The sequence below is a fragment of the Nisaea acidiphila genome (assembly GCF_024662015.1).
In the GTDB taxonomy this organism is placed as follows: domain Bacteria; phylum Pseudomonadota; class Alphaproteobacteria; order Thalassobaculales; family Thalassobaculaceae; genus Nisaea; species Nisaea acidiphila.
The window spans coordinates 999,494-1,020,809 of the sequence record NZ_CP102480.1 but is presented as its reverse complement, the minus strand read 5'-3'; the positions used below and the strand labels follow the sequence as shown (position 1 = coordinate 1,020,809).

Sequence of the window (21,316 nt, the reverse complement as noted above, 5' to 3'; positions counted from 1 at the left end):
CTCAACTCACATGTGGCAGGGTGTGGATGTCGTAGGCGTGGGCGATGGTGGCGCCGCGAACCGGGTCCTCGATCTCCATCGCGAAGCGGTCGGCCGGGCGGATCCCGCCGATGGCGGCGAACGTGCCGAGCAGCATCACCGTGCCGGGCGCGAGCGTTCCATCCGCATATTTCTCCATCATGGTCTCGGGCCGGTGGATCGCGGCGAGGGTGCCGTCCTGGTAGAGCACTTCCTCGCCATCGATGGTGGCATGGGCGCGCAGCCGGATCTGGTCCCAATGTTCCAGCAGGTCCTCTAGCGGCCAGGCCTCGCGGGCGAGAACCTTTGGGCACATCTGTTTCGAGGCGGCGACGGAATAGGTTTCGGCGGCGCGGTCCGTATGGTCAGACCCGACGGTGACCCAGAGCCCCTCGTCGCTGGCGATCAGCACCGCCTCCACTTCACCGGAAGTATCCGGGCCGACGACCTGGATCGCGTCCTCCTGCATCAGCACGTTGACGGCATTGCGATAAAACAGCGGGGTCTGGCTCGGCGGCTCGACGCCGATTGCCTTCAGCTCGTCGATATGGTGCTGCAGCGCCGCGCTGTCGCGGCCGCTCCAGCCGCCGACGACAAGGTTTGAGACGCTGACGGCAAGCATGCCGCCGTCGGGCTTTTCGAAGCGGAGCGTTACCGTGGCGCCATCGCGCATGAGCCGTATCCCTGATTACGTTATTCGGATGCCGGATCGGCAAGAGTGGAAACGATATCCACTTCCATCGCATCGGGGAAGGCGGCGCAAAGCAGTTTCAAAAGACTTTCTTGAATCTCGGCGTGTCTGCCGGGTTTGGTGAGGGATGCATAAAGACGGAGGTTGGCGGCGGCAGCTATCGCCGGTTCGGTCTTGCCAGGGGCCAACGCGCGGGTCTCGGCGAAAAGCTGGGCTTGCTGGATCTGTTCTGCGGCGAGTTCGAGCGCTGCGACCTGCTTGCGGAAGGCGGCGATCTGCTCATCCTCGGCAAGCGGCTTCAGGTGCCGTCGGACGGCACGGATGGGGCCGATCACCGGCAGCGACCAATCGCCAGCAGCCGTGATCGCCCGCCGTATGTCCTCCGCCGACATCTCCGTACCCCGGGACCCGAGCCAGCAGCAGAGCAGCAGCAGGTTCACGTCGAGACCTTCCCGATCCTGGAGTGAGAGGCATTCAGCGGCGACGTTCTCCCTTGCATAGGTCGAGAGGGAGTAGCTCCAGAACGGGTTCTCAAGGGTGCGCATCGCTCATGTCTAGCATGCAAAAGCGCCCTACCAAACGGGAACGCTTTGCGATATGACAATCCCTCTCAAGACCATAACGGCTACGGATTGACGCGTTGGAAGCAGACCGCGAAGAACTGTCGCGCAGGCTCGAAGAGCTCAAGGTTGAACACCGCGATCTCGACGACGTCATTGCGCGCTTGGCGGAAGACGGGCCGTTCAATCAGCTCCAGATCCAGCGTCTGAAGAAGCGCAAACTGCTTCTCAAGGATCAGATGATCCGGCTCGAAAGCGAGCTGCTTCCCGACATTATCGCCTGAGCCCGGTTCAGCCGGAGGCTGTGGCGGCCCGAGCGAGGATGCCGGCGGCCTCCGACAGTTCCGCTTCGCTGGTGGTCAGCGGCGGGGACAGTGTTAGAAATCGGCCGTCTGCGGCGCCGGTATTCAGGCCGAGACGGTAGCAGGTCTCTTTCATTTCCATCAGGCTTTCCGGGTTGCCGACGGCAACTGCGATGGCGAGGCCGATCCCTCTCGCTTCGTCGTAGGCCGCACCGTTCCGGACCATCTCGGAGAGTATGTCGAGGGCGTCTCGACCCTTGCGTTGTGCGGCGGCGACAAGACCTTCGTCCTCGATGATCCGTAGCGTCTCGATCCCGGCGCGGGCCAGCATCGGATTCTTCTGGTGCGTGTAATGGCCGATCCCGAGATGCGGGGCGACATCCAGCTCGGCTCGCGCGATCACCGCCGAAAGCGGCAGGATGCCTCCGCCAAGAGACTTGCCGAGTACGGTGATGTCGGGCGCTGCGTCGAAATGCTGGCTGGCGAAAAAGCGGCCGGTCTTACCTAGTCCGGTCGGAATTTCATCAAAGATCAGCAACGTCCCGGTATTGTCGCAGAGCGCGCGCACTTCCGGCCAGAACCAAGCCGGCGGCAAATGCGGCGTTGCACGGATCGGCTCGGAGAGCACGGCCGCGATATCGCGGCCCTTCAGATAGTATTCGAGCGCCTCGAACGCGGCCTGGGCCGCCGCTTCCGCCGTTTCGCCTTTCCCGTCCGGCCAGTACGCGTGGACGTGATGACAGCCTTCGAGTGCGGGAAACTCTTCACGTTCCAATGCGGTTCCGCCGACAGAGAGCGCACCGAGCGCGGCGCCGTGCCAGCTTCCGTTGAAAGCGATCGTCTGTGTGCGCCCTGTCGCCACAAAAGCGATCTTCAGCGCCATTTCGATGGCGTCCGCGCCCGAGGTCCCCAAGAGGACGCGGGCGTCTCCATAGGGCCAGCGGGCGGCCAGCATCTCGGCGAGTGTGACGGCGGGTTCGGATGTGAAAAGACGCGGTGCAAAACTCAGAGCGTCGAGCTGCTCTTTCAGCGCCGCTATCATGCGCGGATGCGCGTAGCCGATATTGTGGCAGGTGTTGCCGTGGAAATCGAGAAAGCGGTGTCCGCTCTCGTCAACCGCCCAGGCACCCTCGCAGGCGGTGAAAGCATGCGTTACCGGCGTCGAGCCGGCCTGCCGGAGGAAGGCGGCGGCATCCCGTTCGCAGATGGAGTCTTTCACGGCCGGGTCCCCTCGCTTAGTTCCTTGCGACTCAAGCACGAATGGCGGCCCGGCAAAAGCCGTCAGTCCGCGCTTGTAACTGCAAGCGCCGCTCCTATAATGCCGCGCTTCTTTGACCCGCCCCGCCGCAATCGAGGGGCCGATGGAAGCAGGATGGCGCATATGGCCGAGGCCGCGACACCACTTGTCGGTATCATCATGGGAAGCCAGTCGGACTGGGAGACCATGAAGGAAGCCGCTCTCATTCTCGAAGCTCTGGACGTCCCGCACGAGACCCGCATCGTCTCCGCGCACCGCACGCCGGCCCGGATGACCGAATACGCGGCCGCAGCCAAGGGGCGCGGCCTCCAGGTGATCATCGCAGGTGCCGGCGGCGCGGCGCATCTTCCAGGCATGGTCGCGGCGCAGACGACACTGCCGGTACTCGGTGTGCCGGTCGAGAGCAAGGCTCTGAAAGGCATGGATAGTTTGCTCTCCATCGTCCAGATGCCCGGCGGGGTCCCGGTCGGCACGCTTGCCATCGGCAAGGCCGGGGCGAAGAATGCGGGCCTGATGGCTGCCGCCATTCTGGCGAACGGGGACGATGCCCTGCATTCCCGCCTCGCGGCCTGGCGCGAGACCCAGACCGGTTCCGTCGGCGACGTTCCGGTGGATTCCTGATGGCGGAGACCCTGGCGCCCGGCGCGGTGATCGGGATTATCGGCGGCGGCCAGCTCGGCCGGATGACGGCGCTCGCCGCTGCCCCTCTCGGTTTCCGCTGCCATATCTACACGCCTGAGGAGAACAGTCCGGCCGCGCAGGTCGCAGAGCGCACCACGGTCGCGCCTTACGACGACGAGACGGCTCTTGCCGAATTCGCCGCCAGCGTCGACGTGATTACCTACGAGTTCGAAAATATTCCGGTGGATACGGTGCAGAGGCTTTCGAAGCTTGCACCCGTGCGTCCCCGTCCCAGCGTGCTGGCAGTGTCACAGCACAGGGTCGCGGAGAAGGACTTCGCCCGGGATTCCGGGGCGGGAACCGCGCCATATCGACACGTGACGACTCTCGATCAACTGCGCGACGCCGTTGCGGAGATCGGGCGCCCGTCGGTGCTCAAGACCTGCCGGTTCGGCTATGACGGCAAGGGCCAGGTCAAGATCACGGACAGAACCGAGCTGGAAGAAGCCTGGAACTCGCTCGACACCGACGACGCGGTGCTTGAGGGTTTCGTTTCCTTCGAGATGGAAATCTCGGTGATCGTCGCGCGCGGTCTCGACGGCACGTCGCGCGCCTTCCCGGTGGCCGAAAATCATCATGTGGATCACATTCTGAGCACCAGTACGGTTCCGGCGGCGATCCCGGCGGAGACGGAAGCCGCCGCCCGAACAGTCGCCGAGGCGCTGGCCGAACGGCTCGACCTCGTCGGGTTGCTCGCGGTCGAGATGTTCGTCACGCCGGACGGCAAGGTGCTGGTCAACGAGGTCGCGCCGCGCCCGCACAATTCCGGTCACTGGAGCCAGGACGGCTGCGCCACCAGCCAGTTCGAGCAGTTCGTGCGCGCGGTGACCGGCTTGCCGCTCGGCCCGGTGGACGTGTTGTTCCCGACGGTCATGCATAACCTGATCGGCGATGAGGTCGAGCAATGGGAGGAAATCGTCGCCGAGCCGGACGCCAAGCTGCATCTCTACGGCAAGGCCGAGGCGCGTCCCGGGCGCAAGATGGGGCACGTCAACATGATGAAGCGCGCCTGAGCCCGGCCGGTCAGCTCCGGCCGTAGAGCGCGTCGAGACGCTCCCAGTAAGCCTCGCGGATCTTGTGCCGCCGGATCTTGAGAGTCGGCGTCATCATCGCGTTCTCGGTGGTGAAGGGCTCGTCCGCCAGAACGAAGCGACGGACTTTCTCGATTTGGGACAGACGTCCGTTTGCCCGTTCCATCGCACCGGCGATCGCTTTGGCGAAGTCTTCGTTGGCGGCAAGTGCGAGGAGATCGGTATTTGTCCCGTTGTCCTTCGCCCATTCTTCGACGAAAGAAGCGTCAGGGACCAGGACCGCGACCAGATAGGGCCGCTTGTCGCCGTAGGTCATGGCCTGGCCGATCTCCGGTTCGACCGTGAGCTGGCCTTCGACGCGGGCGGGGGAGATGTTGTCGCCGCCGGAATTGACGATGATGTCCTTCTTGCGGTCGGTGATGACGATATAGCCATCCTCGTCGATCTTCCCGATGTCCCCGGTATAGAGCCAGCCGTCGACGATGGTCTTGGCGGTGGTCTCGGGATCGAGCCAATAACCCTTCATCAGCAATTCGCCGCGCACCAGAATCTCGCCGTCGTCGGCGATCTTCACCTCGACATCCTTCAGCGGCGGCCCGACGGTGTGGATCTTCACCTTCTTGCAGCGATTGCAGCTCACCACCGGCGAGGCCTCGGTCTGGCCGTAGCCCTGCAGGATGCGCACGCCGAGGGAGAGGAAGAAGGTCCCGATGTCGGGATTAAGCGCGCCGCCGCCGGAGACGAAGGCCTTCAGGCGGCCGCCGAAGCGGGTCGAGACCTTGCGGCGCACCAGGGCGTCGAGAAGCGCGTTTTCGGCGCGTTCCTTCAGGGAAAGGCTGGAGGGATCGCGATAGGCCTTGGTGCCGAGGACGACGGCGCGGTGGAACAGCTTTGCGCTGAGCCCGCCTTTGGCGTCCACGCCGCGTCGGATCCGGTCGTGCAGCACTTCGTAGAGCCGCGGGACTGCCGTCATGATCGTCGGCTTCGCCTCGCCGAGATTCTGCGCGACCTTCTCGGGACCTTCCGCATAGTAGATCTCGGCCCCGATGGAGATCGGGAAATGCAGCCCGCAGGCATGTTCGTAGGAGTGGGAGAGGGGCAGCAGCGAAAGGAACACCTCGTGCTCGAGGCCGAGCTCGTCCAGCAGGTCGTGCGCCCCCTCGCAATTCGCGAGCAGCGAGCCGTGGGTCAGCATGACACCTTTCGGCCGGCCGCCGGTCCCGGAGGTATAGATCAGGCTGCAGACCTCGCCGCGCTCCAGTTCGGCGGCCCAGGCGGCGGGATCGCCCTCGACCGCTTCGCCGCGGGAAATGAGATCGTTCCAGCCGACAACGGTAACGCCGGCCTGGGTGGCCTCGCCCGGGGCCTCGATCGAGATCACCGTCTCGCAGGCATCGGCACTGCGTGCCGCCGGCATGAGTTTCTTTGCAAGGCGCTCGGTCGAGACGATGGCGGCTTTCGAGCCGCTATGGTCGAGAACGAAGAGGATGTCGTCGGTAGTCGCCGTCGTATAAGCCGGGACCGCGATGGCGCCGACCGCCATGATCGCGAGATCGGCGATCACCCATTCGGGCCTGTTTTCGGACAGCAGCAGGACCCGGTCGCCTTTCGCGATCCCAATGGCGCGCAGACCACGTGCGCAGCGTTGGACCGCGGTCCTCGTCTCGCCATATGTCAGGCACTGGTAGGCACCGTCCTGTTTCGCCCAGAGAAACGGGCGGTCCGCCAGCCTTTCGGACTGGTCGAAGAACGAAGTTGCGAGATTGCGTATCGCCTTGTAGTCCATATTGACTGGTCTCCTCCCTCAGTCCCGGTTTCCCCCCCGCGGGACTGGACACGACATGCCGGCGACCGACATGGGTGAGCTGTGTGCTCTACTCTTTCTTGAATGGATACCGATATGGCCGAAGCCACACAATCCGAACTTGGCGCTCTCCCCGAATGGGATCTCTCCGATCTCTATCCCGGACCCGACTCCGATGCCCTGAAAGCGGACTTGGTGAAACTGGCGGCGGATGCCAAGGCGTTCAAGGACCGCTATGCCGGAAAGATCGACAGCTTGGGTGGAACCGAGCTGGGCCAGGCCGTCCAGGCTTACGAGCGCATGGACGAGGTGATGAGCCGCGTCATGTCCTATGCTTACCTCGTCTATGCGGGCGACATGGGGAGTGCCGAGAACGGCCGCTTTTTCCAGTCGATGCAGGAGAAGATCAACGCCGCCGGCACCGACCTGCTGTTCTTCACGCTGGAGATCAACCGGATCGAGGAAGCGGATATCGAGGAGCGCCTGAAGGCGCCGGAACTGGCTTTCTACAAGCCCTGGCTGCGCGACGTGCGCGCTTTCCGTGCGCATCAGCTTTCCGACGAGATCGAGGAGAAGCTGCACGAGAAGGCGGTGACGGGTAAGTCCGCCTGGGTCCGGCTTTTCGACGAGACCTTTGCGCGGCTGCGTTTCCCGTTCGACGGTAAGGAACTGACCTCGGCCGAGGTGCTCGACAAGCTGAGCCACAAGGACGGCGCGGTCCGGGAGAAGGCGGCGAAGAGCTTCGCCGGCGTGCTGAAGCAGAATGTCGGGCTCTTCGCGCTGATCACCAACACGCTCGCCAAGGACAAGGCGATCGACGACAAGTGGCGCGGCTATGCGCAGCCGATTTCCGCCCGCAACCTTGCCAATCAGGTCGAGGACGAGGTGGTGCAGGCCCTCTCCGACGCGGTGACCGGCAGCTATGACCGGCTGTCGCACCGGTATTACGCGCTGAAGGCGAAGTGGTTCGGCGTCGAGGCGCTGAATTACTGGGACCGTAACGCGCCGCTGCCGGACGACGACGACACGACCATCACCTGGGACCAGGCCACGAAAACGGTGCTGGACGCCTATGGCGCCTTCTCGCCGGAGCTCGCCGAGGTCGGCAAGCGCTTCTTCGACAATGCCTGGATCGACGCGCCGGTGCGGCCCGGCAAGGCCTCCGGCGCCTTCGCCCATCCGACAGTGCCGAGCGCGCATCCCTATCTGCTGCTGAACTACCAGGGCAAGACGCGGGACGTGATGACGCTGGCGCACGAACTCGGCCACGGGGTGCACCAGGTGCTGGCCGGCAAGCAGGGCCAGCTTCTGTCCGACACGCCGCTGACCCTCGCCGAGACGGCCTCCGTCTTCGGCGAGATGCTGACCTTCCGTGCCGTGCTGGCCTCGAAGACGGATCCGAAGCAGCGCCGCACCATGCTGGCCAGCAAGGTCGAGGACATGCTGAACACGGTGGTCCGGCAGATCGCCTTCCATCAGTTCGAGACCAGGGTCCACGCCGCCCGCCAGGACGGCGAACTGATGCCGGACGACCTCGGCGATATCTGGATCGAGACCCAGAAGGCGAGTCTCGGCCCGGCGATCAAATTCGACGACGATTACCGGACCTTCTGGTCCTACATCCCGCATTTCATCCACTCGCCGTTCTACGTCTATGCCTACGCCTTCGGCGACTGTCTGGTGAACTCGCTCTATGCGGTCTACCAGGACGCCGAGCAGGGCTTTGCCGAGAAGTATCTTGAGATGCTTTCGGCCGGCGGCACGCTCCGGCACAAGGAACTGCTGGCGCCCTTCGGGCTCGATGCCAGCGACCCGGCCTTCTGGTCCAAGGGGCTCGGCGTCATCGAGGGCTTCATCACCGAGCTTGAGGGGATGGAGTGATGCGGACGCCCGAGGCGTTGCAGCACCGGCTGAACGGCTTTCCGCGCGTCCGCCTCGGGCATTTTCCGACACCGCTGGAGAAGATGGAGCGGCTCGGCGCGCATCTCTCGGAGGAGCTGGGCAAGGCGCTTCCGGCGCTCTGGGTCAAGCGGGACGACTGCACCGGCGTCGCCACCGGCGGCAACAAGGCGCGCCAGCTCGAATATTCCTTCGGCGCGGCCAAGGCGGCCGGGGCCGACACTGCCGTCATCACCGGGGCGGTCCAGTCCAACTACATGCGCACCGCCGCGGCCTTCGCCGCCAAGCTCGGCATGGAATGCCATGTCCAGCTCGAGAACCGGGTCGAAGGCATGGGCGAGGAGTATCACAAGTCCGGCAATGTTCTGCTCGACCGTATTTTCGGCGCGCGGATGCATCATTTCCCGCTCGGCGAGGACGAAAAGGCGGCCGACACCAATCTCTCCCGCATCGCCGCCCGTCTGAAGGGGGAGGGAAAAAACCCGTATCTCTTCACTCTCTCGCCGGAGACCAAGCCGACGGGAGCGCTCGGCTACATGCAATGCGCCATCGAGGTGCTGGAGCAGGCGTCGGCAGAAGGGGTTTCCTTCGATGCGGTCGTCGTACCGACCGGCAGCGCGGCGACCCATGTCGGGACCCTGCTCGGCCTCCGGCTTGCCGGCTATGATGGGCCGGTCCACGGCATTTGCGTGCGCCGCGATGCGGAGAGCCAGACCGAGCGCGTGCGCTCGATCGTCCGGCTGGCCGAGGAGATGCTGGCCAGCGGCTCGGTCATCGAGGACGACGAGGTGATCTGCCGCGACGACTGGCTCGGTCCGGGCTACGGCAAGATGGTCGAGAGCACGCACGAGGCGATCGACCTGGCCGGCCGCCTCGAGGCGCTGATTGTGGATCCGACCTACACGGCCAAGAGTTTCGCGGGCCTGATCGGCCTGACCCGCGCCGGTGCGTTCGACGGCATGGGCAACGTGCTCTACATCCATACCGGCGGCCTGCCGGGGCTCTTCGCCTATCGCTCCGTGATCCACCCGGACTGAGGACGGATCAAAGCGCGTAAGGCCACTCCGCCGGAACGAAGCGGTAGGAATCCCCCTCGTTGGCCACGTGTCCAAAACCGGGAAACGGCAAATGCATGCCGGTGACCGCGATCCGGTCGCTGGCCGCCTCATCCAGCAGGCGGAGCCGTGTCTGCCGCGCTTCGTCGGGGTCGATATCGAAGGCGATCCCCCAGTCCGGTCGGGCGAACTGGTAGGTGGCGACATGGATCGCATCGCCCCAAATCAACAGGCTCTCCGTGCCGGATTCGATGAGATAGCCCGTATGTCCGGGCGTATGCCCCGGTAGCGCGCGCGCCGTGACCCCCGGTGCGACCTCGGCACCGCCCGAAACCAGCCGCAGCCTGTCGGCATAAGCCGACGTCGCCGCCCGCGCGCCGAGGAAGAAACCGCGCACGGCCTCCGGCGCCTGGTTCATGCGGCCGTCATCCTGCCAGAAACGGTGGTCCGTCTCCGAGACCACGAATTCCGCGTTCGCGAAGAGCGGGCGTCCGTCCTTGCCGACCGCGCCACTGACATGGTCCGGGTGCAGATGGGTGATCGCGAGGATATCGATATCGTCCGGCGCATAACCTGCGAGAGCCAAAGAGGCGTCGAGCCGTCCGAGCGTCGGGCCGAGCGCATCCCCGGTTCCGGCGTCGATCAGGATGCGCTTGCCTTGCGTCTCAAGGAGGAAGGCGTTGACCGGGATACGTTGCGGCCCCGGCGCCTGGAACGCCGCTTTGGCCAGATTTTCCGCAATTTGCGGATCGTGGCCGAGGATCAGATCCGCGCTGACATCAAGATAGCCGTCGAGCAGGGCGGTGACTGAGACCGCTCCGATTTTTTGCCGCAGCGCTCCGGCGCCGGCTAGTTGCTCCGACCGCGTTTCGGTCGCGCTGGCGGTGGGAGCGGCCGGGAGAATACCGGCCGAAGCGGCAAGCGCCGTTCCCGCAAGAAGGGTCCGTCGATTGAGGTGCATGAACTGTCTCCTGTCTAAACCGGCCGTGCGTGGCCGGGTCATGAGACAGGAAATTAGTTATCCGTATTTGCTTTGAAATCGGGGCTGAAGTTATATCTATCATTAGCGAATTTTATTAATTGATCTTCTTCCATCGGGAGCTGATATGGACAGGCTATCAGCGCTGAACAGCTTCGTACGGGCCTGCGAGAACGGGAGTTTCTCGGCGGCGGCGCGCGAACTCGGGCTAACGCAGCCGGCTGTCAGCCAGCAGATCCGGGCTCTCGAACAGCATCTCGGCGTCCGGCTGTTTGACCGTACGACCCGCAAGGTGCTTCCGACCGAAGAGGGGCTGCGCTACCTCGACCGGGCCCGCGATATCCTCGAGCGCCTCGACGCGGCAGACCGGTCCGTTTCCGGTATCGATGTTGCGATGACCGGAAGGCTGGCCGTCGGCGCACCGGTCGGGTTCGGCTCGGATATCCTCGCGCCGTATTTCGCCGCCTTCAAACGGGATTACCCGGAACTCCTGCTCGAAGTCTCTCTCACCGATCGCTTCGTGGACGTGATCGAGGAGCGTCTCGACGTGGTGATCCGTATGGGACATCTGGAAGACGATCGCCTGATCGTGCGCCGGCTCGGAGAGATCGGCAGGTCGCTCGCGGCGAGCGCGCACTATCTCAACCGGCGGGGAAGACCGAAGCATCCGAGCGAGTTGCCGATGCACGACTATCTTCTCTATACGCACATCCGCTCCGGAGAGATGGTCACGCTGGAAGGACCCGACGGCCAGCTCTTCGAAACGCGGGTCCGGCCGGTTCTGAGTGCCGACCACAAGAGCGTGCTTCATCACGCCTTGCTGTCAGGGCTCGGCATCTGTTTGGTTCACACGCCGTTCCTGAGGCAGATGATCGCCAACGGGGGGATCGAACATGTCCTGCCGGAATGGCGCTATCCAAGGCAGAACGTGCATGTCGTCTATCCGTCGAACCGCTTCGTTCCCCAAAAGGTCCGGCGCTTCGTCGACGGGCTTACCCGGTTTCTGAAAGAGCAGAATATCCTTGAGAATGCATCGCCTGAGCTCAGTGCGGCGGAGTAGCGTCAAGCTGTCCGGTTGCTCTCCTTTTCAAAGAATTTATACGCTTTTTCAGACTCTTGCATTGAGCAAGTCTATCGCTACAATATGGGTAACGCCTCACGGCGTCCTGTCCGCGGAAAGGGCTGCGCCCAAATCCGAGTAATCGTCATCTGATCGATTTCCTCGCCTGTTTGGCGGACACAGGCGGTAGATGACGAGGGAATCGTATGTCTCAGTCAAACGAACCGGCCTCCGCCGGTCCGCGCGAGTTTTTCGGCGGACGGCTCAATCTCGAACAACAACGCAAGCGCGCGAAAGAGCTGTTGGAGCTCGTGCGCGATGATGATCCGCAGGCCCGTGGACGGGTTGAAGCGCATCACTCCAACGCCGACCCCGATGCTTTCCAACTGGCCGACGCCCAACTGGTTGTCGCGCGGGAAAACGGGTTTCTCAGCTGGCCGCGCATGAAGGCGCATATCGAGCGTTTGCGCTTCGACCGGCTGCGCATCGAAGCCGGTAAGCCAGACATCCCGGACACGCCGGCGACCACGCATATCCGCTGCGGCGAGGATATCCGCCACAGCCTCGAGGTCGGCGGGTTCAAGGGCCGGTTTCTGGAGTTTTCCGACCCTTACTGCCAGGGACCGGTGCCGCGGGTGCCGAAGGCGGAGTTCATCTCCCGCCGCGCGGCTTTCATCGCCAGCGGCTATGGCCGGGATCAGGCCGAGGCCGAGAAGGGGCTGCAGGAGCAATACAAGGCGGTCGACAGCCTCGGCGAGGGCGCGCCGGTCGTGCTCTGGTTCGAGCATGACAGCTACGACCAGTTGATCCTGGCCTATCTGCTCTCGGTCTTTCACCGCATGGAAAAACGGCCGGATTTGCAGATGATCTGCGTCGGCCAGGTGCCCGGCGTGCGGGATTTCGTCGGTCTCGGCCAGCTCCATCCGGAAGTGCTGCTCTGGCTCTGGGAGTACGAGCGGCACGAGGTTACCGAGGCGCAGCTTGCGCTCGGCGCGCGGGTCTGGGACGCCATCACAGACGCTGATCCGAACGCTCTGGCGGCGATCGCCGCGAACGGGACGCCCGAGCTGCCGCTTATGGCTGCAGCGCTACGGCGTCACCTGCGCGAGCTGCCGCATCCGAAGACCGGTCTCGGCCTCACACAGCATCTCTCGCTGACCATCCTCGACGATATGGGTGACATGTCGGCGGGGCAGATTTTCCAGATCCTGATGAGCCGCCGCGAGCCGCTGCCTTATCTCGGCGATCTGATGTTCTGGCACGTGCTGACCGATCTTGCGAAGAGTACCGATCCGGTGATCCTGATGGACCCGGAGACCGCGGGGCAGCCCTGGCCCAAACGGGTCTTCTCGCTCCGGGATTCGGGAAGGCGGGTGCTTGCCGGTGAAGAAGACTATGTCGCGATCCAGCGCGGATCGCGCTGGGTAGGCGGTGTCGAGATTCGGCCCGGCCGTTCCGCCTGGCGCTGGGACGAGGACGCGGGCGAGGTCCGGCGCGCTTGAGCCTCGCGGACTTGGTGCGCCGGACATGCCGCATTAGCATCGCTCCATGATCCGCGAATGGCTCACCTATCTCACCACCCCATGCCCGGCACCGTACCGGCGCATGGGGTTTTTGCGCGAATGCGTCGGGATCGAGAGCCGCTACCGCCGCAATAGGTCCAACTGGGCGCCGCACCTGGAGCGAAGCCGGAAGCTGATCCTCGGCGCGGCGGAGCGTTGCGAAAGCCGGGACACGGTGCTGATTTTCGGGGCGGGGCTGCTCTATGACGTGCCGCTTTCCGGTTTGCTCGGCCGGTTCGACAAGGTGATACTGGCCGATCTGCTCTTTATGGGGCCGGCCCGGCGCGCCGCGCGGGAGAATCCCCGCCTGGAGCTCGTCACGCTCGATGTGACCGCGTCATTGGCGGCGCTGGCGGAAGGCCGAACGGAGGTGGGGTCGCCGCCGGCCTATCTCGACGATCCGACGATCTCCCTCGTCGTCTCCGCGAATGTGCTCTCCCAGCTTCCGATCGTGCCGAACGAGTATCTGGAAGAGCGGTTCGGGCAAAGCGACGCCGCGGCCGAGGAGCTCGGGCGCAAGCTGATCCGCGCGCATCTCGATTACCTGGCCGCGTTCTCCTGTCCGGTGGCGCTCATCACCGATGAGGCGCGGATCGTGCGCGACAGCACCGGAAGCGAGACCGCGACGGTCTCGGCGCTCCATGACGTGGCACTGCCGGATGGCGGCGAAAGCTGGAACTGGGAGATTTGCCCGCTCGGCGAAATCGACCGGCATCATTCGGTGACGCACCGGGTGAAAGGGTATGAGGCCTTTCCAAAAAGGTGACCGTGGCGATCAGCGTCCGCGGTGCTTCTGCACATAGGCCTCCCGCTCCGCATCGTCGACGATCCCGGCGAAATCCTGGATGTTCCCCATCGTCTGCATGTAGGCCCTGCGCGTGTCGGCATAGATCGTGAACAGCCGGCGCAGTTCGGCGACCGGTTCCGGGTGGTCGTCGACGCGGATGTCGGCTTCCCGGTAGGGCTCGGCGCCCTGGACGATCAGCGCGGCGGATTGCCTGCCCCGCTTGTCGCCGCCGGCCGCTTCGCCGGCTTCGAGGGCGGTCAGCAGGCGGTCGCCGAATTCGAGACCGGCCGAGGCCTCGTAGCGTGCCAGGGTATCGGCGACGACCGCGGGGCCGGCCAGCATGTTGCCGGCGACGGTGACGTTCTCGCCGGAAGCATGGCCGCACCAATCGACGCAGGAGCTCCCCGTATGGGTGAAGGTTTTGCCCTTGCCGTCGACCCCGTGCACCTGGCGGATGTCGCGGCCCGCATCGTGCCCGAGCGTCATGGAGAGGGCCTCGCCGACGCTGAGCCCCTTCGCCATCAGCTCGATCCCGAGCGCGCCATGCATCGGGTTGGTATGCGCCTGGGTGGAGAGAGCGCCGATTCCGGCCCGCGCCCAGGGGCAGATCGCACCGACGGCGAAGGCGCAGGTGGAGACGGCGATGCCGAAACGCCCCGTCTCGGGCTCGCGTGCGACGATAGACCACGTCATGACCGGTTCCCGTATTGACTGTTTCGCGCGAGAGTGCGCCGGTAACTGACTTTGGTCAAATCCGCACGGGCTCTCCGCGATGCGCAATGTCATCCTTCTCGCTGTTTCCCTTTTCGCGCTGCTCGGCGCCGCGCTCTGGGGCGTCTGGGAACTCTGGTTCGCGGTCGAGGACGTGGAGATGAGCATCCACGGCTTCATCGCGCTCGCCGCCGGCTCGATCTTCACCCTGCTGCTCGGCGGCGGGCTGATGTGGCTCGCCTTCTACAGCTCGAAACACGGATACGACGAGCGCGAGATCGACCCGGAAGACGATCGCTAAGCAGGCGTCTTGAAGGGCATGGTCTCGACCGGCTCATGTGCGTCGGCGCAGCATTTCTCATGGTCGGAGAGCACGTTGATCACCCGACAGTCGGCGACCGAGCCGTGCGAGCAGCTTTCGACCATTCGCTCCAGCTCGCCTTCGAGGGCCTGCAGCCGACCGATCCGGCGGCGCACTTCGGTCAGGTGGTGGCGGCAGATGGCGTCGGCTTCGGCGCAGGAGGCGGCGGGACGGTCGGTCATCCCCAGGAGCTCTCGGATCGCGTCCAGCGGGAAACCGAAATCGCGGGCATGCTTGATGAAGGCGAGCCGGTCGAGCTGGTCCTGGCCGTAGATGCGCTGGTTGCCCGCCGTGCGCGCCGGTTCCGGCAGCAGGCCGATGGACTCGTAATAGCGGATGGTCTGCACCTTCGTTCCGGTGCGTTTCGCCAGATCGCCGATCGGATAGTTCGGGGTGCCGTGCTCCATGGCCGAGAAATTCCTTCTTGAACCTACAGTCGCTGTAGCTCCCATATTGGCCTCATCGAAGCAAATGTCGAGGAGCGGACGCATGTCCGGCTGTTGCGGTTGCGGAAGTGACGACGTCGTCTTCGAGGGCATGTCGAAGGCCTACCGGCGGGCTCTCTGGGCGGTGATCCTGATCAATGGGGCGATGTTCTTCATCGAGATGGCAGCCGGGTTCGGCGCCGGATCCATGGCGCTGAAGGCGGACGCGCTCGACTTCCTCGCCGATACCGCGACATACGCCCTCAGCTTCTACGTCATCGGCAAGGCGGCGAGGGTGCGCGCGAGCGCGGCGTTGCTGAAGGGGATTTCGCTCGCCCTCATGGGCTTCTGGGTTTTTGGCTCTACCGCTTATCAGGTGCTGGTGATCGGCGTCCCGGAGGCTTCGATCATGAGTACGGTCGGGGTTTTGGCCTTCGTCGCGAACATGGCGAGCGTCGGGCTGCTTTACCGGTTCCGGGACGGGGATGCGAACGTGCGTTCCGTTTGGCTCTGCTCGCGCAACGATGCGATCGGAAACATTGCGGTGGTGATCGCCGCGGCCGGCGTCTGGCAGACTGGGACCGGCTGGCCGGATCTCATCGTCGCCGCGATCATGGCGGGCCTGTTCTGCTGGTCCTCCTTCCAGATCGTGCGCCAGGGCGTCGGCGAGATTCGCGCTGCGGCGGCCTGACCTGCTGGCCATGGTGCCGGCGCGCGATCAGATTATTTCCTTTCGGGTACCATCCATAAGCGCCTGTGTTCGTTGACTCGTTGATGGTGCGATGCAAAAATTTGCGCCTTCAAGACGGTAAAGACGGGATCAATCCCGCGCTCACCAAAATAACCGAACAGGGGTTTCAAACATGATTCGTTGGACACGACGCAGCCTTCTGGCGCTCGTCGCCATGGCTCTGCCGTTGGCGGGCGCGCCGACCGAGGCAAGCGCAGAGAAGGTGCTGCGGGTTATCCCGCACGCGGACCTGAAGAACCTCGATCCAATCTGGACGACGGCCTACATCACCCGGAACCACGCCTATCTCATCTATGACACGCTGTTTGCGATGGATGAGAGCTTCACGCCGAAGCCGCAGATGGTCGACACCTGGGAGACCTCTTCCGACGGCAAGGTCTGGACCTTCAAGCTTCGCGACGGGCTCAAGTTCCACGACGGTGCCGACGTCACCTCAGAGGACGTGATCGCCTCGCTGAAGCGCTGGGGCGCGCGCGACGGCATGGGCCAGAAGCTCATGGAGCAGATGGACGAGATGGTCGCGGTGGACGCCAAGACCTTCCAGTTCAAGCTGAAGACGGCTTACGGCCTGGTCCTGGAATCGATCGGTAAGATCTCCTCCAACGTCCCCTTCATCATGCCGAAGCGGATCGCCGAGACCGATCCTTTCGAGCAGATCTCCGAATATGTCGGCTCCGGCCCGTTCAAGTTCGAGGCCGACCAGTGGGTGCCCGGCTCGACCGTGGTCTACACCAAGTTCGAAGACTACGTGCCGCGCTCCGAGGCACCGTCGGCGGCGTCCGGCGGCAAGGTCGCCAAGGTCGACAAGGTAGTCTGGACCTACTTCCCGGACCAGACGACCGCGATGAACGCGCTGATCGCGGGCGAGATCGACTATTTCGAGCAGCCCTCGACCGATCTGATGCCGCTGCTTTCCGCGGCGGAAGGCGTGACCGTTGAGGTCAATGACCCGCTCGGCAATATCGGCTTCGCGCGCTTCAACCACCTGCTGCCGCCGTTCGACAAGGTCGAGATCCGGCAGGCCGCGATCATGGCCATGAAGCAGGACGATTATCTGGCCGGAGCCATCGGCGATCCGCAGTTCTGGAAGACCTGCTACTCGGTCTATCCGTGCGGCACGCCGCTCGCCTCGGAAATCGCCGCCGAGAACATGATGACCGGCGATACCGCCAAGGCCGCGGCCGCCCTCAAGGCCGCCGGCTATGACGGCACTCCGGTCGTGATCATGCACCCGACCGATATTCCGGTGCTCTCCGCCTTCACCCTGATCACCGCCGAGAAGCTCCGCAAGGCCGGCTTCGAGGTCGACCTTCAGGCGATGGACTGGTCCACCTTGACCTCCCGCCGGGCGAAGCGCGATCCGGTCTCCGAGGGCGGATGGAACATCTTCCATACCTGGTGGATCGGTGCCGACGTGATCGACCCGATGGCGATCGCCTTCTCCGGCGATCCGGCCAAGGGCTGGTTCGGCTGGCCGACGGACGAGGAGCTGGAAAAGGCGCGCGCCGCCTTCGCCAACGCCTCGAGCCAGGAAGAGAAGCTCGCCGCCGGCCACAAGGTGCAGGAGCGCCTCTGGAAGATCGGCGCGTCCGGCCAGCTCGGTCAGTTCTTCGTGCCGGTCGCCTACCGGAACAACGTGAAGGGCCTGATCAAGTCGCCGGTCCAGTTCTTCTGGAACCTGTCGGTCGACTGACCTTCCTTTCGAAAAGAGCCGCCCGGGGTTGGCCCCGGGCGGTGCCTCTGCAATGCTCCCGTTCAGGCGGCCAATCGGGCAGTCCGTGCGCGGGTGCTTTGAGGAGCTGATTTCTCCATGCTGACTTATGTGCTGAAGCGCATTCTCTCGACCGTTCCGGTGATGGCCATCGTCGCCGTCCTCGTCTTCATGCTGTTGCGGCTTGCCCCGGGCGACCCTGCCGCCGTGATCGCCGGCGATTACGCGACCGCGGAGGACGTGGAACGGATCCGTACCCAGCTCGGCCTCAACGATCCGATCCCCGTGCAGCTCTGGCACTGGCTGGTGCAGCTCGCCTCGGGCGATCTCGGGACCGCCATCTTCTCCAAGAAGTCGGTCGTCGAACTGATCGGCCAGCGTATCGAGCCGACGCTTCTGCTGTCGCTGTGCACCATCGTCTTCGCCGTCGCCGTCGCGGTTCCGCTCGGCACCATAGCCGCCTGGAAGTCCGGCTCGATCATCGACCGCATCGTCATGCTGTTCTCGGTCGGCGGCTTCTCTGTTCCCGTCTTCGTCCTCGCATACTGTCTGATCTACGTGCTGGCGATGTGGCTGAAGATATTGCCCGTGCAAGGCTACAAGTCGCCTTTCGATCACGGATTGCTGACCTTCCTCAGGCACATGGTGCTGCCGGTCCTGGCGCTCTCCGTCATTTTCATCGCCCTGATCGCGCGCATGACCCGGGCCTCCGTCATGGAGGTGCTGGAGGAGGATTACGTCCGGACTGCCCGTGCCAAGGGGCAGTCGGAATGGAAGATCCTGATCCATCACGCGCTGCGCAACGCGGCGGTGCCGATCGTCACGGTGATCGGCGTCGGCATCGCGCTGCTGATCGGCGGTGTGGTGGTGACCGAGTCCGTCTTCAACATTCCCGGGCTCGGTAGGCTGGTGCTCGATGCGGTGCTGGCCCGCGACTATCCGGTGATCCAGGGGCTGATCCTGTTCTTCAGCTTCATCTACATCCTGATCAATCTGATCATCGATCTCTCCTACACGCTCTTTGACCCGAGGATCCGGTACTGATGGCCGCCGCAGAGACACCGGAACTCTCCGCCGACGCGGAGCTGCCGGAGAAGACCCAGCCCTCCACCCTGTCGCTGGTGCTGCGCAACAAGGCCGTCTTCTGGGGCGGGCTGCTGCTGCTGGCGATGGTCGCGGTCGCGATTATCGGGCCGTTCTTCACCGTGGCCCCGACCGAGCAGAACGTGATCAGCCGCCTGAAGCCGCCGTCCGCGGCCTTCTGGTTCGGAACGGACTTCCTTGGCCGGGACATATTCTCCCGCGTGATCCATGGCGGGCGGGTCTCGCTTGTCGTCGGGATCTCGGTCGCCGTGATCGCCACCGTCATCGGTCTCGTGACCGGCATGCTCGCGGGCTATATCCGCTGGCTCGACGCGCCGATCATGCGGGTGATGGACGGGCTGATGGCGATCCCGGCAATCCTGCTGGCCATCGCCATGATCGCGATTTCGGGCGCCACGCTGACCACGGTCATTATCGCGATCACCATCCCGGAGGTGCCGCGGGTTGTCCGCCTGGTTCGTTCCGTCGTGCTGACCGTGCGTGAGGAGCCCTATGTCGAGGCCGCCATCGCCGCGGGAACGCGGCTGCCGGCGATCCTGATCCGCCATATCCTGCCGAACACCATCGCGCCGATGATCGTGCAGGCGACCTATATCTGCGGTGCGGCGATGCTGACGGAATCCATTCTCGGGTTTCTCGGTGCTGGCATCCCGCCGGAGATCCCGAGCTGGGGCAACATCATGTCCGAGGGCCGGACCTACTTCCAGCTCACGCCCTGGATCATCTTCTATCCCGGTGTCGCGCTGGCGCTGACCGTGCTCTCGGTCAATATCGTCGGCGACGGTCTGCGCGACACGCTCGACCCCCGTATTGCGAGAAAGATGCGCGCATGACCGGCTCCGCTCCCGTTCTCGAAATCCGCAATCTCTCGGTGGCGCTGCCGAAAGGCGCCGATCGGCCTTTCGCCGTTGAGGATATCAGCTTCACCGTGGGCGCGAAGGAGATCGTCTGCGTGGTCGGCGAGTCCGGCTCCGGCAAGTCGGTCACCGCCTTCACCACCATGGGCCTCAACCCGAAGGAGGTGAAGGCCGTCAAAGGCGAGATCGTGCTTCAGGGTGAGGACCTGCTGAAGAAATCTGTCGCCGAGATGCGGCGCCTGCGCGGCGAGAAGATGGCGATGATCTTCCAGGAGCCGATGACCGCGCTCAATCCGGTGATCAAGGTCGGCGAGCAGATCCGCGAGATGCTGGAGATCCATACCGATCTCTCGCTGGCCGATCAGAAGGCCCGCGTGCTCGAGGTGATGGAGGACGTCTCTCTTCCCGACCATGTGAAGATGTACGACAGCTATCCGCACCAGCTCTCCGGCGGGCAGCGCCAGCGCATCATGATCGCGATGGCGCTCGCGCTTGAGCCGGGCCTGCTGATCGCCGACGAGCCGACCACGGCGCTCGACGTCACCACCCAGGCGCAGATCCTCGAACTCATCAAGGATATCCAGCACCGCCACGGTACCGGCGTCCTCTTCATCACCCACGATTTCGGCGTGGTGGCGGAAATCGCCGACCGCATCGTGGTGATGCAGAAGGGCAAGGTGGTTGAGCAGGGCACCCGCGACGAGATCCTGCTCCGCCCGCAGCATCCCTATACCAGGATGCTGATCGGCTCGGTGCCTTCCATGGAGCCGAGCCACCGGGCCGAGATCGACAAGGCGTCGCCGGCGCTGATCGCCCAGGGCGTGAACAAGACTTACGGCGGGCTGGGACTCTTCAAGAAGACGCGCGAGGTTCACGCGAACAAGGATGTGAACCTCGTCGTACACCGGCGCGAGACTCTCGGCGTGGTTGGAGAGTCGGGCTCAGGCAAGTCGACGCTGGCGCGCTGCATCGTCCGCCTGCAGGACCCGACCTCGGGCCATATCGAGGTCGAGGGCGCGGATATCGCGCGGATTTCCGAGAGCGCGATGCGGCCGCATCGCCGTGACATCCAGATCGTCTTCCAGGACCCGTACCGCTCGCTCAATCCGCGCCGCACGGTCGGCCAGTCGATCGTCGAGGGGCCAATGAATTTCGGTGTCCCGGAGGCAGAGGCCGAAGCGCGGGCGAAGGAGCTGATGGAGATCGTGGGCTTGAGCGCCGAGGCGCTCGACCGTTTTCCACACCAGTTCTCCGGCGGCCAGCGCCAGCGCATCTGCATCGCCCGCGCGCTCGCCATGCAGCCCAAGGTGCTGATCGCAGACGAGGCGGTCTCGGCGCTCGACGTCTCGGTCCAGGCGCAGGTGCTCGACCTGCTCGACGATGTCCGTGAGCGCTACGATCTCGCCATGCTCTTCATCACCCACGACCTTCGTGTCGCGGCGCAGATCTGCGACCGCATCATGGTGATGCAGAACGGCGTCGTGGTTGAGGAGGGCGAAACCGCAAAGGTGTACGCCGATCCGCAGCACGAATACACGCGCTCGCTTCTGGCGGCCGCTCCTGGCCGGGATGTCGCCTTCGCGAAGTAAGCGCTATTGGTTGCTCGGATGAAAGCCGGCCGTGGAGACACGGCCGGCTTTTCTGTTTCCGGACCTTAAGTCGGAGCGAGCCCGCCGGCGACGCACGGGCTTAGCTTTGGCTATTTCCCG

The 21,316-nt window shown here is 64.3% G+C and carries 21 protein-coding genes; 14 read left to right on the top strand and 7 right to left on the bottom strand.

The features are described 5' to 3' along the window. Position 1 precedes the first annotated feature (1 nt). Complete coding sequence (locus NUH88_RS04750) at positions 2–691, bottom strand: DUF2848 domain-containing protein (RefSeq protein ID WP_257770273.1); 690 nt, start codon at positions 689–691, stop codon at positions 2–4. Positions 692–711: 20 nt separating this feature from the next. After that, positions 712–1,254: a TIGR02444 family protein gene (locus NUH88_RS04745; RefSeq protein WP_257770272.1), complete on the bottom strand. Its 543-nt coding sequence runs from the start codon at positions 1,252–1,254 to the stop codon at positions 712–714. A gap of 86 nt (positions 1,255–1,340) precedes the next feature. Here NUH88_RS04745 and NUH88_RS04740 point away from each other — a divergent pair, with 86 nt between their 5' ends. Beyond that, positions 1,341–1,553 carry a YdcH family protein gene (locus NUH88_RS04740; protein WP_444329691.1) on the top strand — a complete coding sequence of 71 codons (213 nt, stop codon included), beginning with the start codon at positions 1,341–1,343 and terminating at the stop codon, positions 1,551–1,553. A gap of 7 nt (positions 1,554–1,560) precedes the next feature. On the opposite strand, the gene NUH88_RS04735 is transcribed toward NUH88_RS04740, so the two are convergent. Further along, entirely contained in the window at positions 1,561–2,790 is a 1,230-nt protein-coding gene (locus NUH88_RS04735) for an aminotransferase class III-fold pyridoxal phosphate-dependent enzyme (RefSeq protein WP_257770269.1), read from the bottom strand. Between the two features lie 162 nt (positions 2,791–2,952). Between NUH88_RS04735 and purE the strand changes: the two genes are divergently transcribed. Together purE and NUH88_RS04725 are read left to right on the top strand one after the other, a co-directional pair. Further along, entirely contained in the window at positions 2,953–3,450 is a 498-nt protein-coding gene (gene purE / locus NUH88_RS04730; RefSeq protein WP_257772139.1) for a 5-(carboxyamino)imidazole ribonucleotide mutase, read from the top strand. Beyond that, positions 3,450–4,523: a 5-(carboxyamino)imidazole ribonucleotide synthase gene (locus tag NUH88_RS04725; RefSeq protein ID WP_257770267.1), complete on the top strand. Its 1,074-nt coding sequence runs from the start codon at positions 3,450–3,452 to the stop codon at positions 4,521–4,523. The genes purE and NUH88_RS04725 overlap by 1 nt, the downstream gene beginning before the upstream one ends. Positions 4,524–4,533: 10 nt before the next feature. Here NUH88_RS04725 and NUH88_RS04720 read toward each other — a convergent pair whose 3' ends face one another. Continuing rightward, positions 4,534–6,327 (bottom strand): AMP-dependent synthetase/ligase, encoded by a 1,794-nt coding sequence (locus NUH88_RS04720; RefSeq protein ID WP_257770265.1) that lies wholly within the window; start codon positions 6,325–6,327, stop codon positions 4,534–4,536. Between the two features lie 114 nt (positions 6,328–6,441). Here NUH88_RS04720 and NUH88_RS04715 point away from each other — a divergent pair, with 114 nt between their 5' ends. Together NUH88_RS04715 and NUH88_RS04710 are read left to right on the top strand one after the other, a co-directional pair. After that, positions 6,442–8,226 carry a M3 family oligoendopeptidase gene (locus tag NUH88_RS04715; RefSeq protein ID WP_257770264.1) on the top strand — a complete coding sequence of 595 codons (1,785 nt, stop codon included), beginning with the start codon at positions 6,442–6,444 and terminating at the stop codon, positions 8,224–8,226. Then, entirely contained in the window at positions 8,226–9,281 is a 1,056-nt protein-coding gene (locus tag NUH88_RS04710; RefSeq protein ID WP_257770263.1) for a D-cysteine desulfhydrase family protein, read from the top strand. The genes NUH88_RS04715 and NUH88_RS04710 overlap by 1 nt, the downstream gene beginning before the upstream one ends. A gap of 7 nt (positions 9,282–9,288) precedes the next feature. Here NUH88_RS04710 and NUH88_RS04705 read toward each other — a convergent pair whose 3' ends face one another. Continuing rightward, positions 9,289–10,260, bottom strand: a complete 972-nt coding sequence (locus NUH88_RS04705; RefSeq protein ID WP_257770262.1) for an MBL fold metallo-hydrolase — start codon at positions 10,258–10,260, stop codon at positions 9,289–9,291. Positions 10,261–10,405: 145 nt separating this feature from the next. Between NUH88_RS04705 and NUH88_RS04700 the strand changes: the two genes are divergently transcribed. From NUH88_RS04700 to NUH88_RS04690, 3 genes are all read left to right on the top strand, one after another. Then, positions 10,406–11,338: a LysR family transcriptional regulator gene (locus tag NUH88_RS04700; RefSeq protein WP_257770261.1), complete on the top strand. Its 933-nt coding sequence runs from the start codon at positions 10,406–10,408 to the stop codon at positions 11,336–11,338. A gap of 206 nt (positions 11,339–11,544) precedes the next feature. Continuing rightward, a complete protein-coding gene (locus NUH88_RS04695; protein WP_257770260.1) occupies positions 11,545–12,840 on the top strand; it encodes a DUF1835 domain-containing protein in 1,296 nt (431 codons plus the stop codon). Between the two features lie 46 nt (positions 12,841–12,886). Then, complete coding sequence (locus NUH88_RS04690; RefSeq protein WP_257770259.1) at positions 12,887–13,666, top strand: hypothetical protein; 780 nt, start codon at positions 12,887–12,889, stop codon at positions 13,664–13,666. A gap of 9 nt (positions 13,667–13,675) precedes the next feature. Here NUH88_RS04690 and NUH88_RS04685 read toward each other — a convergent pair whose 3' ends face one another. Then, on the bottom strand, positions 13,676–14,380 hold the full coding sequence (locus tag NUH88_RS04685; RefSeq protein WP_257770258.1) for a DUF1028 domain-containing protein: 705 nt from the start codon (positions 14,378–14,380) through the stop codon (positions 13,676–13,678). 79 nt (positions 14,381–14,459) lie between these two features. On the opposite strand from NUH88_RS04685, the gene NUH88_RS04680 reads away from it, so the two are divergent. Further along, a complete protein-coding gene (locus NUH88_RS04680) occupies positions 14,460–14,699 on the top strand; it encodes a hypothetical protein (RefSeq protein WP_257770257.1) in 240 nt (79 codons plus the stop codon). On the opposite strand, the gene NUH88_RS04675 is transcribed toward NUH88_RS04680, so the two are convergent. Next, positions 14,696–15,166: a MerR family transcriptional regulator gene (locus NUH88_RS04675; protein ID WP_257770256.1), complete on the bottom strand. Its 471-nt coding sequence runs from the start codon at positions 15,164–15,166 to the stop codon at positions 14,696–14,698. The two genes, NUH88_RS04680 and NUH88_RS04675, sit on opposite strands and share 4 nt — an antisense overlap. 82 nt (positions 15,167–15,248) lie before the next feature. Between NUH88_RS04675 and NUH88_RS04670 the strand changes: the two genes are divergently transcribed. The 5 genes from NUH88_RS04670 (at position 15,249) to NUH88_RS04650 (ending at position 21,196) form a co-directional block, all read left to right on the top strand. Then, a complete protein-coding gene (locus NUH88_RS04670; RefSeq protein ID WP_257770255.1) occupies positions 15,249–15,875 on the top strand; it encodes a cation efflux transmembrane domain-containing protein in 627 nt (208 codons plus the stop codon). A 172-nt stretch (positions 15,876–16,047) separates the two neighbouring features. Beyond that, positions 16,048–17,628 (top strand): ABC transporter substrate-binding protein, encoded by a 1,581-nt coding sequence (locus NUH88_RS04665; protein ID WP_257770254.1) that lies wholly within the window; start codon positions 16,048–16,050, stop codon positions 17,626–17,628. Positions 17,629–17,745: 117 nt separating this feature from the next. Further along, on the top strand, positions 17,746–18,690 hold the full coding sequence (locus NUH88_RS04660) for an ABC transporter permease (RefSeq protein ID WP_257770252.1): 945 nt from the start codon (positions 17,746–17,748) through the stop codon (positions 18,688–18,690). Then, a complete protein-coding gene (locus NUH88_RS04655) occupies positions 18,690–19,583 on the top strand; it encodes an ABC transporter permease (RefSeq protein ID WP_257770250.1) in 894 nt (297 codons plus the stop codon). Before NUH88_RS04660 ends, NUH88_RS04655 begins: the two co-directional genes overlap by 1 nt. Beyond that, a complete protein-coding gene (locus tag NUH88_RS04650; RefSeq protein WP_257770249.1) occupies positions 19,580–21,196 on the top strand; it encodes an ABC transporter ATP-binding protein in 1,617 nt (538 codons plus the stop codon). Before NUH88_RS04655 ends, NUH88_RS04650 begins: the two co-directional genes overlap by 4 nt. Positions 21,197–21,316: the final 120 nt, after the last annotated feature.

Excerpts from the sequence above, each read along its gene's own strand:
- NUH88_RS04750 (WP_257770273.1), bottom strand. The coding sequence starts at position 691 with ATGCGCGATGGCGCCACGGTAACGCTCCGCTTCGAAAAGCCCGACGGC.
- NUH88_RS04680 (WP_257770257.1), top strand. The coding sequence starts at position 14,460 with ATGCGCAATGTCATCCTTCTCGCTGTTTCCCTTTTCGCGCTGCTCGGC.
- NUH88_RS04715 (WP_257770264.1), top strand. The coding sequence starts at position 6,442 with ATGGCCGAAGCCACACAATCCGAACTTGGCGCTCTCCCCGAATGGGAT.
- NUH88_RS04720 (WP_257770265.1), bottom strand. The coding sequence starts at position 6,327 with ATGGACTACAAGGCGATACGCAATCTCGCAACTTCGTTCTTCGACCAG.
- NUH88_RS04675 (WP_257770256.1), bottom strand. The coding sequence starts at position 15,166 with ATGGAGCACGGCACCCCGAACTATCCGATCGGCGATCTGGCGAAACGC.
- NUH88_RS04660 (WP_257770252.1), top strand. The coding sequence starts at position 17,746 with ATGCTGACTTATGTGCTGAAGCGCATTCTCTCGACCGTTCCGGTGATG.
- NUH88_RS04705 (WP_257770262.1), bottom strand. The coding sequence starts at position 10,260 with ATGCACCTCAATCGACGGACCCTTCTTGCGGGAACGGCGCTTGCCGCT.
- NUH88_RS04690 (WP_257770259.1), top strand. The coding sequence starts at position 12,887 with ATGATCCGCGAATGGCTCACCTATCTCACCACCCCATGCCCGGCACCG.
- NUH88_RS04725 (WP_257770267.1), top strand. The coding sequence starts at position 3,450 with ATGGCGGAGACCCTGGCGCCCGGCGCGGTGATCGGGATTATCGGCGGC.
- NUH88_RS04710 (WP_257770263.1), top strand. The coding sequence starts at position 8,226 with ATGCGGACGCCCGAGGCGTTGCAGCACCGGCTGAACGGCTTTCCGCGC.
- NUH88_RS04695 (WP_257770260.1), top strand. The coding sequence starts at position 11,545 with ATGTCTCAGTCAAACGAACCGGCCTCCGCCGGTCCGCGCGAGTTTTTC.
- NUH88_RS04685 (WP_257770258.1), bottom strand. The coding sequence starts at position 14,380 with ATGACGTGGTCTATCGTCGCACGCGAGCCCGAGACGGGGCGTTTCGGC.
- NUH88_RS04650 (WP_257770249.1), top strand. The coding sequence starts at position 19,580 with ATGACCGGCTCCGCTCCCGTTCTCGAAATCCGCAATCTCTCGGTGGCG.
- NUH88_RS04655 (WP_257770250.1), top strand. The coding sequence starts at position 18,690 with ATGGCCGCCGCAGAGACACCGGAACTCTCCGCCGACGCGGAGCTGCCG.
- NUH88_RS04700 (WP_257770261.1), top strand. The coding sequence starts at position 10,406 with ATGGACAGGCTATCAGCGCTGAACAGCTTCGTACGGGCCTGCGAGAAC.
- purE (WP_257772139.1), top strand. The coding sequence starts at position 2,953 with ATGGCCGAGGCCGCGACACCACTTGTCGGTATCATCATGGGAAGCCAG.
- NUH88_RS04665 (WP_257770254.1), top strand. The coding sequence starts at position 16,048 with ATGATTCGTTGGACACGACGCAGCCTTCTGGCGCTCGTCGCCATGGCT.
- NUH88_RS04670 (WP_257770255.1), top strand. The coding sequence starts at position 15,249 with ATGTCCGGCTGTTGCGGTTGCGGAAGTGACGACGTCGTCTTCGAGGGC.
- NUH88_RS04745 (WP_257770272.1), bottom strand. The coding sequence starts at position 1,254 with ATGCGCACCCTTGAGAACCCGTTCTGGAGCTACTCCCTCTCGACCTAT.